Raw genomic sequence first — 14,444 nt, 5'->3', positions numbered from 1 at the left:
ACCTCAACCTGTCGCCGAAATCTGTTGTGCGAGAGGACAATCAGGACTCAGTGTGCTGTCCAGGACGCACCCGAGCTCTTGGTCCCGAGGCTGGCGATCTTGTGGTTGATCATCACCACACCGGTCGCGACAGTGGACAGGGTCGAGCCGCCGGTGATGCTCGTCCCGTCGGCCAAGCACCACTCGTTCCACGCGAAATTGGCGTTGCCGGAACCGAACGTGCAATAGCAGGTGATCACGCCGTTGGACTGGGTGGGGTAGCCCGTGTCCGCCTGCTGGTAGTAGGCCGAGGCCGACGAGCCGTCGCCGCCGAGGTGGACGTCAGCGGCGGTCCATGCGGTCGACGAGCTTCCGACGCCGACGATGGCGTTGCTGTGATTGAACGCATTTCCGCCGGCACCCTCGAAAAGCTGCGTGAGGAGGTTGAGTCCGACCGTGACGAGCTGGTTGTGGTGCTCGTCGGTCCAGCTGTCGGGCTGCACTTCGTGGCGTACGAAGTCCTCCCAGATCGGCTCGACGCCATTGTTGAGGTCGTGCTGGACCTGGCGCACGGTCTCGGGATTGAACTTCGCGACCTTGATCGTCCCGTCCCACCGGGCGGCTTCAATGTGACGGTCGCCGAGGTGCAGCCAGGAGTGGCGCGGAGTGAAAAGCGTGGACATGGAATCTCCTTGTGGTGCAACGAAAAAACCCACCGGCGTTCCGGTGGGTTTGATGGATGGTGAAGTGTTCGGTTCGGCGCGTCGGGGCCATCAATGGCAGTCGGCGTGCGGGTTTATCCCCAGTCCGCGCCGGTGATGTGCACGTTGTAACCGCCATTTTGGTCGAATCGGAACATATTTCCGGGGCCCGGTTCGGGCGTGCCCGACGGCGCGTCGATCGTCACCTGCACGGTTGCCGTGCAGTGATAGATGTTGCCCGCGGCGTCTACCCAAGTCACTGCGAGTCCCGGAATGGTCGCCGAATAGATCTGGCTGCCATCCGCATTTGCGGACGATGTGACCGACTGCGCAACTCCGGAAGCGTTGAACGTGCTGACTGCCATAAGATTCTCCTCTTCTCCTGTTTCATGGTGTTTTACAACGGAATTCAGCGCTGCGCGACGATGACAGTGACCGATTGGTCGTCTTCGCGGCCGCCGCTGGTGGTGATGCGATTGGTGAGCAGGCACGTCAGGCTGGTGACGCCGGGAGCGATGCTCAACCACACGTTTGTGGTCGTCGGGTATTTCGACGGGTTCGCCAGGATCAGCGACGAGTTGCCGGGCAGCCACAGCGATGTGGCGATCGAATCCCCGTTGAGCCAGGGGCCCCAGTTCAGACCCCAGGGCCGAATGTCGGTGGGCGACATAGTGATCGTCGGAATCTGGCCCTCGGTGAGCGGCGCGACCGGAACTCCGAACAGCGTCCGCCACCCGTACAGCGCGAATTCGGCGAGCTGGGAATCGTCGATGAATCTCGGCGTCGACACGGTCATGCGGCCGAGCGCGTCGAAGACGTCACGGACCACCGCGATTTCGGTCACGGCTTGCCGGACCTCATGAGGCCACGTCCAGCGGCGGCGGCTCGGGGACATCGACGCCGGCGGCGCGCAGGCGGTCGGCCATCTGGGTGTCCCATTCGGTGTGAGCGGACAGCGCCTGTTGGCGCGCCGCTTCGCGCCGCTCGGTGGCCCCCTTGTGCGCGCTCAGCTCGGCGCGCACGGTGCCGAGTTCGCCGCGCACAGTGCCGAGTTGCTTTGTGAGGTCGCCGATTTCTTCCTTCAGCGGCTCCACGAGGCTCATCGCGGTCGCGGTGAGGACCGCGGCGGCGTCGGCCTTGGCCTTGCGGTGCCCGAACGCGCCTATGATCAGGCCGCCGACGCCGGTGCCGCCGATGCCACTGGCGATCTCGGCGAAATGAGGCAGAATCACTGGCCTCCCGTCGCGGTTGGCTTGTCGACCTGCGCGGCAGCGGCCTTGGCAAGCAGCGCCGTCACGGTCGCGGGCGAGAACACAGAGGCGTGCACGGTTTCGGTGGCGCCGATGCCGACCCCGGCCGCGACGATGCCAGTGATCCAGTCGGCGGTATCGGAATCCAGGATTCCCCGGCTGACGAGATAGGCGACGATCGCCACGACGGCCGGATAGAAATACAGGCGCGCGGGCTGCGACTGCGCCCAACTGGTTACCGATTTCACGACTTCTGCCCCTTCAGCTCCGCAACGTCGGCCGCGATCTGGCGCACCATGGACAGGACGACACCGGCCTCAGTGATCAGCTCAGCCTCGCCGTCGACCGGGGTCAGATTCTGGCCAGCGGCATTCGTGCCGAGCTGCGGCCAGCCCGCCCCGCCGGGCCCGCGGGTCTGGTCCCAGATATCGCAGACCTTCTGATACAGGTCGGTCTGCTGAGCATCGGTCAATGCCATGAGAACTCCCGGATTTGTTGGAGGGATGGGGACGGCGAGAAGCTCGTCGAGTTCCGCGCGTGTGCCGCGGAATGCGTTGGCGTCCACCGTGTGACCGGCGACCAGCGCGGTGTCGGTGAACTGGAGGATGTCGACGCTCTTGCCGCCGAAAGCGGCCCAGAACGGCGAATCGTCGCCGGGGTACATGGCCGAAGCCGCGGCGCCGGAGCTGGTCACATAGGCGGACTGGATCAGGCCCGGCACCTGGGACAGGTCCGGGCACCCGATGTCCTGCCAATACCAGCGCGGCACGTACGACAGCGCGACCTTGACGCCGCGGGCGTTGATCGCGCGCACCAGGGCCCAGAAGGTATCGATGCCACCGGAGTCGGATTCGAAGTCGAGCATGGCCGCCGCGCCGTCGAGGTGGCGGACGAAAAGGTCAGCCTGTGCGTCGATGTCGCAGTCGCGGCGGACATAGTGGTATCCGGCCAGGGCGAGACCGGCCGCGCGGGCGGCGTCGCGGTAGATCGGCCACGTCTCGTCGATGAAGTAGTCGCCCTCGGACACCTTCGCGAGCACGAAGTCGAAGCCCTCGGCCTTGACCTCGTTCATGTCGATATCAGCCCCGTTGTTGTTGCTGATATCGATGCCGTAGAGCGTCACTGGGTCGCCGCGGCGAGGGCCTGCTCGGCGATCGCGGTGAACGCGCCGCCGAGGGTGTTGCCGATGAGGGTGCCCAGCGCCGCACCCGCCGTGCCGCCGAGGCCGGTTCCGACCGGGCCGCCGATCGCGGTACCCAGCGCAGCGCCCGCCGCACCGCCGAGGGTGGTGCCGATATCGGCCGCGCCCTTGGTGATCACGCCCGACTGCAGGGCGTCCTCGGCGCTGGTCACGATAGCGTTCGCCAGAGCCTCGACCGCCGGTTCGACAGGCGCGACCGACAGATGCAGCTCCGGCGCCCACTGGTCCAGCGCGTCCTGGACGGCAGTAAACATCTGCTGCTCCAGATCAGTCAGTTCAGACATGATGTGTCCCTTTCATTTTCATCCGCCGATCAGGAGTCGACGGCAGTGAAGCTCGCCAGCGGCCAGCCATAGGAGTAGGCGAAAGACCACTCGGCCTGGACCGCGAAACCCACACTGCGATGGCCGGTTCCGGTCGCGGCGGTACCGGCGGAATCGGTGTAGGTCATCAGCTCCGCGCCGCCGACGGAGACGGTGTATGTGGTCCCCGACGCCTTCACCGCAATCGTCTGCGCCTGCGCCTGCGAGAGCGTGGCGAACTTCCAGAGGGTGAATGTCCATGCGCCGCCGGTGAACGAGCCGCGCCCGAGCTGGGCAACGTTCTGAAACACGTTCAGATAGACGAAACTCGACATGTCGGGCGCGGCGCGCAGGATGGCGCTCGTGTAGGCGGCGATATTGCCGGTGGCCGCACACACCAGCGTCACCGTGTGGTTGTCGGTCGTCATCGCGGTCGTGCTCAGCGCGTACAAGGCACCGGTGCTGGTGCCGGTAGGTGAGCCGCCGATGCCACAACTGCCAGCGGGATTCACCGACAGCTGAACACCAGCGCCGAGACTGCTGCCGCCAAGGTTCCAGTTGCTATAGCCGCTGAGGGCGCCCGCGCTCGCGAACTGGTCGGAGACGGTGGCACCGGTGCTGGTGGTCGTGGCCGTCAGGTGCGCGATCGCTGCCGAATTGGCGGTGGCGACGTCGGATACGGTCGCGACGCCCGCGTTCGCGGTCGCCGTCTGGTTTTCCAGGTTCGCCGACCATGCCTGCAGTCCGGCGGCCGGCGCGATGTCCGAGCCCAGCGCATCCATGGGGACACCGGTCACGGCTTCGAGGACATGGCCGAGGCCCAGATCGCGCAGGGTCGACCCCGCGCCCGAAACGAACTCCGGTGTGGGCATTAGACGGCGTCCAGGTAGATGCGCAGCTCGCCGAGAGTCTGGCTCGTGGTCCACGCCGCCGAGCCGTACTGGCGGACGGCCGAAAGCACGAGCTTCATCGCCGGAGTCTGCGCAGGCGATCCGGTCGGGGTCACCGTGACGGCCGGGCTCGTGTCGGTCGGGGCCATGGCCACCCCGTAGAGCGGACTGATGCCGAGGTGCACCGGATTCGATGTTCCTGACACAGAGGGGTCGGGGCCGCGGCCGTAGGCGACCTGCGTGCCGGACGCGGCGATCGTCGCATCCGTGCTGGTCGCCAGGCCCATCATCACCTGTGCGTCGATGCGCATCCCGGACGCGCCGACCACCTCCAAATCGCCGTTGACGCGCGGGCGGTAGCGGAAAGTCTGTGCGGGAATGGTGAAGTCGCAGATGATGCCGCTGGACTGCGCGCTCGTCATCGACAGCGGCGTGAAGTTCGTCCCGGGCACCACATACAGCGGGATCGGCGGATACAGCGTCGCCCAGGCGCACAGCTGCGATGCCGAGTTGTATACCGGCACTTGACCATTCGCGGGCGAATTCGAGAACGACGAGCTGTTGAGGATGCTGCCCGCCGCGCCCGCCACGCCTGGGTTACCGAGGGGCAGCCCCAGCGTGAGGAGGTAGGCCGACGGGACGCCCGGCGCACCCGGGTCAGTCTCGACGAGCGTGGCCGTCGGCGCGGATCCGGCCGCCAGCGTTGTCACGCTGCATGTCAGCTGCGGGGCCGGTCCTGGCTGGCCGTTGAGGCCCAAGGGCAGGTTCGATGCGCCACCGAGCGGGGTGATCATGATCGTCAGCACGCCGGTCTCGAGGAAGCTGTCGAAGTCGCGGCAGTTGATCTGCGCATTGATCGTGTAGGACCCATCAGAGTTCTGGACGAAACTGGTAATCGCCGTCGCCTTTCTAGTTCTGCGCCAACATGGCTGCGTTCAAAGCCTTTTGGGCTCCGTCGATGAATCGCATGGCCTTCACCATCGGCTGTTCGTGCCCTTTCCCGTCGCCGACGGACGTGACGATCGATGCACGGGTGGTGCGGTCGTCCTTGCCGACGACCTTGTAGACGTAATCCGTATAGAGGACACCGCGTTTGATAACGCTGACCGGCGTGTAGATGCCGTAATCGCGGCCGAACACGTACTGACGCTGATCAGTGATCGTCAGCTCCATCGCACGGAAGCCCCTTGTGTCCCACAGTCCTTGCGCACCAGCGACCATCGCGGACGGCGTGAATGCCTGCGACCCTGCGGCTACCAGCTTTTCCGGCCGCGCGAACTTCCCCAACCTCTTCTGGCGCGCGAGATCGTAAAAGGGTTCGAACGCCAAAACCACATCATCGAAAACCCCATTCAAGATGTCGGGCGCGATCCCGGACGCGCCGAACACCGACAACAATCCCCCGATAAACAATTCGAGTAGGAAATCGATGCCGCGGTTCACCCAGGTCGGCGACTTGCCGCCCACGATGAGGCTCCAGGCTTGCGGATGATGGCTCGAGATCCTGCACTTCTCGATACCCGAATACTTCGAGTCCGCGTCGAACACCACCCAAGCCGGTTTCGCCAGCAGCCCCAATGCCGTTGCAAGCGGCCCATTTCCATAGGGGTCGGTCATGTTGTTGTCCTGCTGCTCAGCCACGCCAACCACCTGCATGATCTCGCCGAGAGCGGTGTCCGCGAGCGCGACAGCCTCACCGATCAGGCCGGTCAAGAACCCGGCATCGAAACCCGTGACGTTCGAATAGTCCTGGCAGTCGAACACGATGCACGGCGTGGTCAGCGTGAACCACTGCGGTGCTGGTTGCGGGTCACCGACCTTCCAGAACGTCGCCGTGGGCAGCACGCCGGTGCCTTTGATAGCTGGCTGCTGCAAGGTCGCCGCGTCCTCCATGCGGGCGACAATCGCCACCCACGGCGAGGAATCGGTGAGCGCGTTCACCGGCACGACCACCGCCGGAAGCTCGGCGCCCTCGGTGATTCCTTGCAGCCACGCCAGCGGATTCAGGATGTCCTCGAGCAGCTCGATCAGCCCCAGAGTGACCGCGTAACGGGCGATTTGTTCCGCCCACATCATTTTCAGGTTCGTGCAGGCCGGGCCGATGTATATCGCTTCCTTCGGCTCCTGAAGGATCGGCGGCAGAATGAAATTCGGGTAGACGCAGAAGTTCTGAAACCAGGCCGCGTGGCCGAGCAGCTGCACGGTGACGGTCTCGACGCCCTTGTCGTCGATGTCGTCGCAGTCATCGACGAACCCGGTCCAGATCTTGTTGCCCTGGTTGTCGTAGATCAGGACCGTGACCACCGTGTAGTCGCAGGCCACGCACAGCGGCGCCCACGGATCTGTTCCTTTCAGAACTAGTGTCGCCGTGGGTAATTCGGGATTATCCTCCCACTCCAAATCCAGGTAGTCGTCCGCGACGCCCAGCGGTGCGCCGGTGGGGTCGAGGATCTCCACCACGTAGGCGGGCCTGCTGTAGTCGGGTTGCGCTGCGGCGATCGCGGCGTCGGCCTGGTCGAAGATCCGCGCAGGATTGGCGGCCGTCAGATTGACCGGCACCGGCAGCGTCATTGCGGCCACCTACGCAGCGGCGTGAGCTTGGTCAGCGCCGAGGTGACGCCCGACTGAGATCCAGTGACCGAGATCGGGATACGGATCTCGTAGCCGCCCGGCGCGGCCGGGACCGGCTGCGAAAACCGGCCCTTGATCAGCGGATACAGGTTCGCGCCGGTGTTGATCTCGGTGACCGTCTGCACCGCCGGGTCAGTGGTCACGTGCACCAACTGTCCGGCCTTGACAGGGATGGTGACCGTGCCCGGACCGCCGTTGTCGCCGAGGGTGAACGTGCCCGGGCCCTGCAGCAAATGCACCGGGAATGCCGGCTGGTCGCCCCAGTTCGTGACGCGCTGGAAGTTGGTTGGCGCGGCCACGTGCGGTTGTGTCGCCTTGATCGGGTCCACGAGATTGCCGCTGCTGTCGGCAGTCATCACCGGCGAGCGCGAGTCGAACGACCGGAACCAGGGGAAGTCAGCGCGGGCATGGAAACTCATCTGGAACGACTCCATCGCCCCGGGAGGGACCTTGTCGCTGATCACCTCGAGCTGGCGCACATCGATCCACCAGTTACCCAATTGCGGAGTGAACCAAGCCATTTGACAGGTTCGGCGTGGATCCCAGCCCATCAGCCATTCACGGAACACCTTGCGCACACCGCCGCGCGTAGGCGACCGGAACGTGATCAACATTTCGAATTCCGTCGCGTCCCAAACGACGTCGAGATGCGTCACGCCGACCTGGTGCGCACCCGCCTGGTCGAGGTGCTTGAAAATCGGTTTGATGGCGATCTCGTCGAGCACGACACCCTCACCCAACGGCGGCCTCGGCCGCATCGGGCCGTCGATGGGCCAAATCTTGCCGTTGGCGTCGCAGACGCGCACCCAGGCCAGATCGTCGAACAGGATCGACTGGCACACACCCTGCAGTGCTGGCCGTGTCAGCGTCACCGGACGCGGAATCCCGCCCGAGTCCGCACCCGTGCCCGTGTCGGCAGCGTGGGGCCCGGCGGTCTGCGCGTCCGCGCCGGTACCGGTGTCGGCGCCGGTGATTGGGAAGCTCACCGCTTGCTCGCGTACTGGTTGACGGTGCGGCCGAGGCGATTCGCCTCCGCCTGGTCATTGCTGGCGGCCACCCAGGTATTGATGCTGACCACCGGGCCGCTACCGCTGTCGCGTCGGCCGCGAGGTGCGCCAACCGGTTCGGGCGAACGCTGTTGCGCGAGCTGAGGATTGATCACCAACACCTCATTGCCGCCGGTCCGATTGTTCACCAGCGACAGCCCGGGCGGGATGAGGCCACCCAGGTCATGAGTGGCGGGCAACAAGTCCGACAAATCCTCATCGGTCTTCTGCGGCGAAAGGAACGGGCTCGCACCCCAATTCGGTTCCTGCCCAGAGGTTTTCAGGTTGGTCAGCTGCTTGCCGATGCGCAGCAGAGGCGATTTGTTCGGGTCGGCCACGATCGTGTTGCCCAGGCCAGTGCTGTCGAGGAACATGGTGGCCGCCAAACCGCCGGCCTTCTCTCCAGCCTGCTCGAACGTCATCCAACCGCCGTTGGTATCAGTGCTGGACTTCTTGCCGGGCGACGTCGCAGCCTTGTCCGCCTTCGCCAGATCCTCCTGGGCGCGCTTACGCTCGTCAGCGGCCTGCTGCCGCGCTTTCGCCGCCTCGTCCAGGTACTTCTGCGCCTTGCCGCCGACGTTGCCCGCGGCCTCCTGAGCTTTCTGCGCCAACTCCCGATCGTGCTTCGCGGCGTCCAGATGCTTCTGCTGCTCAGCGCCAGTGGTGAAGCTCGCGAGCTTGTCGGCCTCGGCCGCCGCGTCCAGGTGGCGCTGCATCGCATCGAGATGCCGCTGCTTCTCGACGGGCAAGCCCTCCTTGTACTTCGCGGCCTCGGTGAGGTACTTCTCGGCATCGGCATCGTGCTTCTTGGCCAGATCCAGCTCTCGCTGAGCCGCCTCCCTGTATCTGCCGGCCTTGTCAGTCGGGCTCGCACTGGTGAGCGGGTCGTCGCTGAGGCCCGGGTGATACGCCGGCTCGATCAGCGAAGGATCCAGATGCCATTGCTCGACGAACTGGGTATCGAATGGACTCGCCGCGCCCGAGCCCATGCGGAGGTGCTCGCCGGTCTGACGCGCCTCGAAGGGGGTGTTCAAGATGCTGCCGACCATGTGGTGGTCATTCACGCCCGCAACGAAGTAGTCGTTCTTGGTCGCGCCCTTGATCATTCCGGGCCAGCCACCCGACATCAGTGTGTCCGTGGTGCCGAGCCGGTGATCGGGCTGCTGCCCGGTCGCGAGCAGCTGCGCATCGCCAACAAGGCCTGAGCAGTCGACACCAGCGGCGAGATCGGTGCCGCCCCAGTCGTACATCGTGGAGAGGTGATCGCGAATCGCGTCCAGCGCCACCTGCAAGCCGCTCTTGGGCGCGGCCGTCGTGCCGCCGGATTGCACACCGCCAGCGTCGTCGTAGATGCCGCCCTCGGCGAATCCGAGCGCGTGCCCGACATCGCTGACCAGGTCCTTCGCACCATGCACCACGGACCCGAGCTTGTCTTTGCCCCAGTCGATCAGCTTGTCGATCATGTGCTCGGGCAGCTGGAACAACAGCCGCTTCCACATGCTTTCTCCGCCGATCATCCCCTCGGCGCCCGTGATGGCATCGGTGAGCTTGCTACGCAGCCACTCCGCAGGGTTGCTCGCGCCGGAGAAGAAATCGCCTACGCCGTCGAAGATCCCGCCGGGCGAGAAATGGAATCCGTCACCGCCGGAACGACCGGAGAAATACCGATTCGCCGCGTGCCAATTGTCGATGCCGAACCATTTCACGAATCCGGGAACCGCGACACCTTCGTCTTTCGCCAGTTTCGCGTTCACGTCGTCGTTCGGCCAGCCCGAACCCTGGCCGACGATCCCGGGCCCGGAATACACACCGCCGTCGCGGAAATGAGGAATCCGCTCGATCTCGTTCGACAGGTCCGGCAGGTGACCGAGCGCGCCACCGACCGTATCGGACGCCGAGTCCCACATCTTCCGGATACCGTCCTGGTACACGTACCGCATCACCAGATACGTCGGCTCGCCCAGACCCTTTTCCAGGTCGTGCCATGCATCGGTCGCGACCTTGGCGCCCAGCTTGAAAGCCTCGCCGACGAAATGTCCGGCGGCGCCGATCTTCTCGGAAATGTCGTGGACCAGGTCACCGGCTTTGTGCCAGATGTCCATGAATTCGTGGCCGATCCAGGCGCCGGCCTTTTTCAGCCAGTCCCAGCAGTCGTTCACCGCGTCTCGGAACCAACCGACGTGGTTGTACGCGTAGATCACACCGGCGGTCAGGGCACCCAGAGCGACGACTACCAGGCCAATCGGATTCGCATCCATCGCAGCGTCGAGCAGCCATGTCGCTGCGGCCATGCCCTTCTCGGCCACGCCGGCCGCGATCGCCGCGCCCTCGGTCATTACGAAAGCCGCCACGACCTTGGCATTTGATGCCACCCACGCGGCCGATGTCTCCGCCGCGGAGACCGCGGCCGACGCCTTCGTCGCCACGAACGCCCCGACCGCCTTGGCTTGCATTCCGACCCATGCGGTACCAGCGACGACGCCCTGTTTCGCCCAGGCCGCGCCCGACGCGATCGATTCGGTGACCGCGCTCGTCTTCGTGGCCACGAAGTCCTTGACCGCGGCAGCCTTCGCCGACCCGGTCCAAGCCCACCAGTCCCGCGCGCTCGTCGCGACGTTCTGCACGCCACTCGCGCCGGCCGAGATCAGGTCGGCGCCCGTCTTCGCCGCGGTGCCGATACCGCTGATCGTCGACTTCACGCCGCCGACCACGGTGCTCAGCCCACCCCAGATGCCCTGTGCGACCTTGATCGTTCCCCAGGCGGTAGCGAGACCGCCGATAGCGATGACGACCCCTTCCGTGGCCGTCTTGTGCTTATCGAGCCAGCCCGCAGCACTCTGGAGATAGCCGAGGAATTTCGTCGCCGCAGGCAGCAGATCGGTGCCGATCGCGATCGCAGTTGCACCGACGGATGCCTTGGTCTGAGCCAATTTCTGATTGAAATTGCCCTGGACTTCGTCCCATCCCTTGATATCGCCATTGGGGCCGCCCTTTGCGCCCTCGGTGTCGGCTTTAACCTTCGCGGTGTCCTCGGAATTGTCACCGGTCACATCGATCGCCACCGTGGACCCGGCAACGGTGCCGGTCATCTTGTTCAGGGCTTCCTGATAGGTCTGGATATCCGACTTTCCAGCCTTCAAAACGGAGTTGAATCCGTCCGCCTTCTTTTCCAGAGACCACCATTGATCGACCAGGTTCTTCTGGTCGACAGCGAGACCACCGCCCGTTTTGCGGAATTCCGCGAACGAGAGCGAACCGTCCTTGACCGCCTGCGCGACCGATTGCGCCGCAGGCGGCAGGCTGTCGAATATGCGTTTTGCATCGGCGGTGACCTGGTTGTTCTTGTTGAACGTATCGATGACGATCTGCTGCGCCGGGTTCATCTTGTCGCGCACGGACTTGGCAAGCATGTCCATCGTGCCCGTGAGCCCGCGCTCGCCGAGATGCTGCTGAACATCCGCCGAGGAAATCCCGAACTGTGACATCTCCTCGGTCATCTGCTGCGTCGGGGACGACAAATGCCGGATCGCGTCGGTCATGTTTTCGGTGGACTGCTGGGCGCTCTCACCGGTGCGCGTCATCATCGCCAATGTCGCGTACGTGTCTTCCAGCGATATACCGGCTGCATGCGCGGCGGGCTCCACCGAATGCAGGGCGCCCGCGAAGTCACCCAGGGTGGTCTTGCCATTGCTGACCGCAGTGATCATCTTGGACATGACATCGGCGGACTTGTCGGGCGCGATGTTGAAGTCGTGCATCGACGTCGTCAGAGCATCCGTGACGTCCTTCAGGTCCGCGTTCTCCTGACGCGCCCCCTGGCTGGCGGCCTTCAAGAGGTTGAGACCGTCCTGCCCGTGATAGCCCGCAGATTCGATCGTGTACATGCCCTTGGACAGCTCCTCGGCCGACACACCGACCTGCCCGGCCATGTCCAAGATGCCCTTGGAGACCATCTCCAGGTTCTTCTGATCCTCGCCCGCGGTGGTCACCAAGCGCGTCTGGCTGGCCTGGAAATCCCCTGCGGCCTTGATGCTTTCGCCCATGCCGAAGACGAGGCCACCAACGCCGACCGTCGCCGCGCCCTTGAGCGCGGTCGACATGGTGCCGGAGGATTTCGACAGAGCATCCTGTTTGGCGGCCAGCGTTTCCAGGGCGCGACCCTCCTGGGTCGCCGCAGTCTCGGCGACGCCGGACGCAGTCGCCGTGTCGCGCTTGGCCTTCGCCAGAGCCTCTTCGGCCCGGACGAACTGCGTCGAATCCTCGGCATACTTCGTGCGGACATCGTTGAGCTTCTGCTCGGCGAGGCGGACACGGCCGACCGCGTCCGCGGTCCGGTCGTGCGCCTGGACGGACCGGGCCGATGCCTGCTCAAGCGCGGTAACGGCCGAGTTGACCTGTGCCTTCATCGCCGCGGCAGTGCCGGAGGCGCTCTCGCGAGAGAACATGCCCGAGAACGCCTTACCCGCCTTGGATCCGGCCTTCTCTGATTCGGCGACGATCTTGTCGGCTTCCGCCGACATGCCCACCATCCTCGGAAGGATGTCGAACCAGACGCCCTTCACGGCTCAATCCCTCTCTCGGCCTGGATGCGCCGTGACAGCTCGAGCATGGTCAGCTGCCCCGAGAACAGCAGCTCGCCGATGTCGTGGGTGACTACCGCAGAGTTCTCTGCGATCTCCAGCTCGCGCTGCTCCTCGACGCGCCGCTGTTCCTCGGCCGCCTGCTGCTCGGGCGTGAGCTCGCGCTTCGGTGACGGGATCGGTTCGAACGTGCGCGGCTCGGTCTTCTCGCGATCGCGATAGACGTTGAACAGCAACGCATCCGACGAGCGGCCCGAGTTCGCGATGTCGCGCAGCAGATGCTCGGTCGGTGTCCACGGATCGGCGCCGAGCTTCACCCGCGTAGCGCATGTGGGTGGCAGCCCTTCGATAAGCACGAGCAGCCTTCGGCTTGTTAGCTCGCCGGAGCCTGTTCCGACGGTGCGCCACCATTGATGGAGGGGGCGGCGCTCGCCGGGATAGTGATGTTCGAGGTCAGATTCGAGCTGTTTCGCACACCGCCGGACCAGGGCGAAAACGCGGTCAAAGTAGGGTCCAGCTCGACGCTCTGCTGCATGACGCGCCACGCCATCATCACGTCCGATGCGCGGCCACCCGCCGCCACGAACCGGGCATAGGTATCGCCGCCGCCGAGCAGCACAGTCGCGACGGACAGCGACCCCGAGGCCCGGTCCAGTGCGCCGTGCTGGTCATCGGTGAGCGTCAGAGGATGCGGGACGGTGAACACCTCGCCACCGGGCCGCGGCTGGAACGAGATGCCAGCATCCGCGCCCAGTGCCTCCAATCCCTGTGCGCGCCAATCCTCGAGGTTGTAGATCGTGCCTATCATCGGAATTTCCTCCTAAAAGGTGTGGCTGTGTGGCTGGTCCCGGCGCGGCGTCCAGCCACAAGCCGCCACGCCGGGGTATTCGGGAATTAGGTGACGGTGATCTGCGCCGACGCCACCGACTGCGGCGAGGTCGTGCCGTTGGAGCCGATGGCCTGCACGGTGTAGGTCGCGGTGCCGGTGGCCTGCCCGCTCAGGGTCAGGATCGGGTTCAGCGCGGTGCCGCCGACCGAGGTCGGGGTGATCGGAGTCGTCGGCGCGGATGTGCGGAACACCTTGTAGGTGAACGGACTGTTCGCAGACACGGGTGCCGGGACGGTGATGGTGACGCCGCCGCTACCGGTCGCGGTCGCCACCGGCGTGCCGGGCGCGGCGGTCGGACCGCCCAAGTAGCGCCAGCCGGGGCCGTCCTCGAGGACGAACCGGGCCGAGCCGGAGATCTGGCACTCGTGCGCCTCGAAGGTCAACACAGTCTTCTCAGGATTCTCGGCCGACCACTCGGTCTCGCTCGGCTTCAACATGGTGCAGCAGGGGTAAAGCCGCCACTTCATCCACAGCAATCCAGCTCGATTGAGCCGCATGCCCATGAACGCGACCGTCCGGTAGGTGACCCCCGGAAACCTGGGCATCGCATAGCCGTAGCCAGCGGTCCCTACGGACGGCATCGCGGCCAGCGGAAGGCCGTCCTGCAGCGCGTCGATCGTCGGATTCGATTGCAGCGCAGTGAAAACGCCCGTCTCCGACTGCTTGGTGATGTTCGGGTCCTCCTCGCGGCGCGACTGCCACGGGTCGGACTGGTTCACGGTCAGGTTCTGCGAGAACTTGGCGCCGGTCTTGTCGCCGAAGCCGAGATCGGACCAGCCGTCAGAGAAAACGCCGTTCTGGTAGAACGTGGACTTGATCTCGCCAGTCTGATCGAACGGTGTCCAGTTCGCCCAGTTGGTAACTCCGTCATAATCTTTGACCAGACAGCTACCGAACTGCCCGCGAAACATTTGGTCGAGGTTGCCGCCGAAAAAGCTATCCCACGGCGCCAATTGGTCGGTCGTCATCGAAACT

15 protein-coding genes are annotated in these 14,444 nt (G+C 65.0%); all 15 read right to left on the bottom strand.

Annotation, left to right across the window (positions count from 1 at the left end):
• Positions 1-47: 47 nt before the first annotated feature.
• Complete coding sequence (locus tag ABZ909_RS07880; RefSeq protein WP_356996953.1) at positions 48-662, bottom strand: hypothetical protein; 615 nt, start codon at positions 660-662, stop codon at positions 48-50.
• 113 nt (positions 663-775) lie between these two features.
• Positions 776-1,045, bottom strand: a complete 270-nt coding sequence (locus ABZ909_RS07875; protein ID WP_356996952.1) for a hypothetical protein — start codon at positions 1,043-1,045, stop codon at positions 776-778.
• 44 nt (positions 1,046-1,089) lie between these two features.
• The gene (locus ABZ909_RS07870) at positions 1,090-1,524 is read right to left on the bottom strand and encodes a hypothetical protein (protein ID WP_356996951.1); all 435 of its coding nucleotides are present in this window, start codon (positions 1,522-1,524) and stop codon (positions 1,090-1,092) included.
• Between the two features lie 13 nt (positions 1,525-1,537).
• Complete coding sequence (locus tag ABZ909_RS07865) at positions 1,538-1,912, bottom strand: hypothetical protein (protein WP_356996950.1); 375 nt, start codon at positions 1,910-1,912, stop codon at positions 1,538-1,540.
• On the bottom strand, positions 1,909-2,178 hold the full coding sequence (locus ABZ909_RS07860) for a hypothetical protein (RefSeq protein WP_356996949.1): 270 nt from the start codon (positions 2,176-2,178) through the stop codon (positions 1,909-1,911). Before ABZ909_RS07860 ends, ABZ909_RS07865 begins: the two co-directional genes overlap by 4 nt.
• Positions 2,175-3,053, bottom strand: coding sequence for a GH25 family lysozyme (locus tag ABZ909_RS07855; RefSeq protein ID WP_356996948.1), 879 nt, complete (start codon positions 3,051-3,053; stop codon positions 2,175-2,177). The genes ABZ909_RS07860 and ABZ909_RS07855 overlap by 4 nt, the downstream gene beginning before the upstream one ends.
• Positions 3,050-3,415, bottom strand: coding sequence for a hypothetical protein (locus ABZ909_RS07850; RefSeq protein WP_356996947.1), 366 nt, complete (start codon positions 3,413-3,415; stop codon positions 3,050-3,052). The genes ABZ909_RS07855 and ABZ909_RS07850 overlap by 4 nt, the downstream gene beginning before the upstream one ends.
• 29 nt (positions 3,416-3,444) lie before the next feature.
• Entirely contained in the window at positions 3,445-4,305 is an 861-nt protein-coding gene (locus ABZ909_RS07845; protein ID WP_356996946.1) for a hypothetical protein, read from the bottom strand.
• Positions 4,305-5,129: a hypothetical protein gene (locus tag ABZ909_RS07840; RefSeq protein ID WP_356996945.1), complete on the bottom strand. Its 825-nt coding sequence runs from the start codon at positions 5,127-5,129 to the stop codon at positions 4,305-4,307. The genes ABZ909_RS07845 and ABZ909_RS07840 overlap by 1 nt, the downstream gene beginning before the upstream one ends.
• 103 nt (positions 5,130-5,232) lie before the next feature.
• A complete protein-coding gene (locus ABZ909_RS07835; RefSeq protein ID WP_356996944.1) occupies positions 5,233-6,894 on the bottom strand; it encodes a hypothetical protein in 1,662 nt (553 codons plus the stop codon).
• Positions 6,891-7,826, bottom strand: a complete 936-nt coding sequence (locus ABZ909_RS07830) for a hypothetical protein (protein WP_356996943.1) — start codon at positions 7,824-7,826, stop codon at positions 6,891-6,893. The genes ABZ909_RS07835 and ABZ909_RS07830 overlap by 4 nt, the downstream gene beginning before the upstream one ends.
• 110 nt (positions 7,827-7,936) lie before the next feature.
• On the bottom strand, positions 7,937-12,562 hold the full coding sequence (locus ABZ909_RS07825; RefSeq protein WP_356996942.1) for a phage tail tape measure protein: 4,626 nt from the start codon (positions 12,560-12,562) through the stop codon (positions 7,937-7,939).
• On the bottom strand, positions 12,559-12,897 hold the full coding sequence (locus ABZ909_RS07820; protein ID WP_356996941.1) for a hypothetical protein: 339 nt from the start codon (positions 12,895-12,897) through the stop codon (positions 12,559-12,561). Before ABZ909_RS07820 ends, ABZ909_RS07825 begins: the two co-directional genes overlap by 4 nt.
• Before the next feature lie 56 nt (positions 12,898-12,953).
• Positions 12,954-13,388 (bottom strand): hypothetical protein, encoded by a 435-nt coding sequence (locus ABZ909_RS07815; RefSeq protein ID WP_356996940.1) that lies wholly within the window; start codon positions 13,386-13,388, stop codon positions 12,954-12,956.
• 86 nt (positions 13,389-13,474) lie between these two features.
• Entirely contained in the window at positions 13,475-14,437 is a 963-nt protein-coding gene (locus ABZ909_RS07810) for a hypothetical protein (protein WP_356996939.1), read from the bottom strand.
• Positions 14,438-14,444 lie beyond the last annotated feature (7 nt).

This window comes from Nocardia sp. NPDC046763 (genome assembly GCF_040645495.1).
Lineage (GTDB): Bacteria > Actinomycetota > Actinomycetes > Mycobacteriales > Mycobacteriaceae > Nocardia.
The sequence above is the reverse complement of the archived record's forward strand: the minus strand, read 5'-3'. Positions and strand labels throughout refer to the sequence as shown.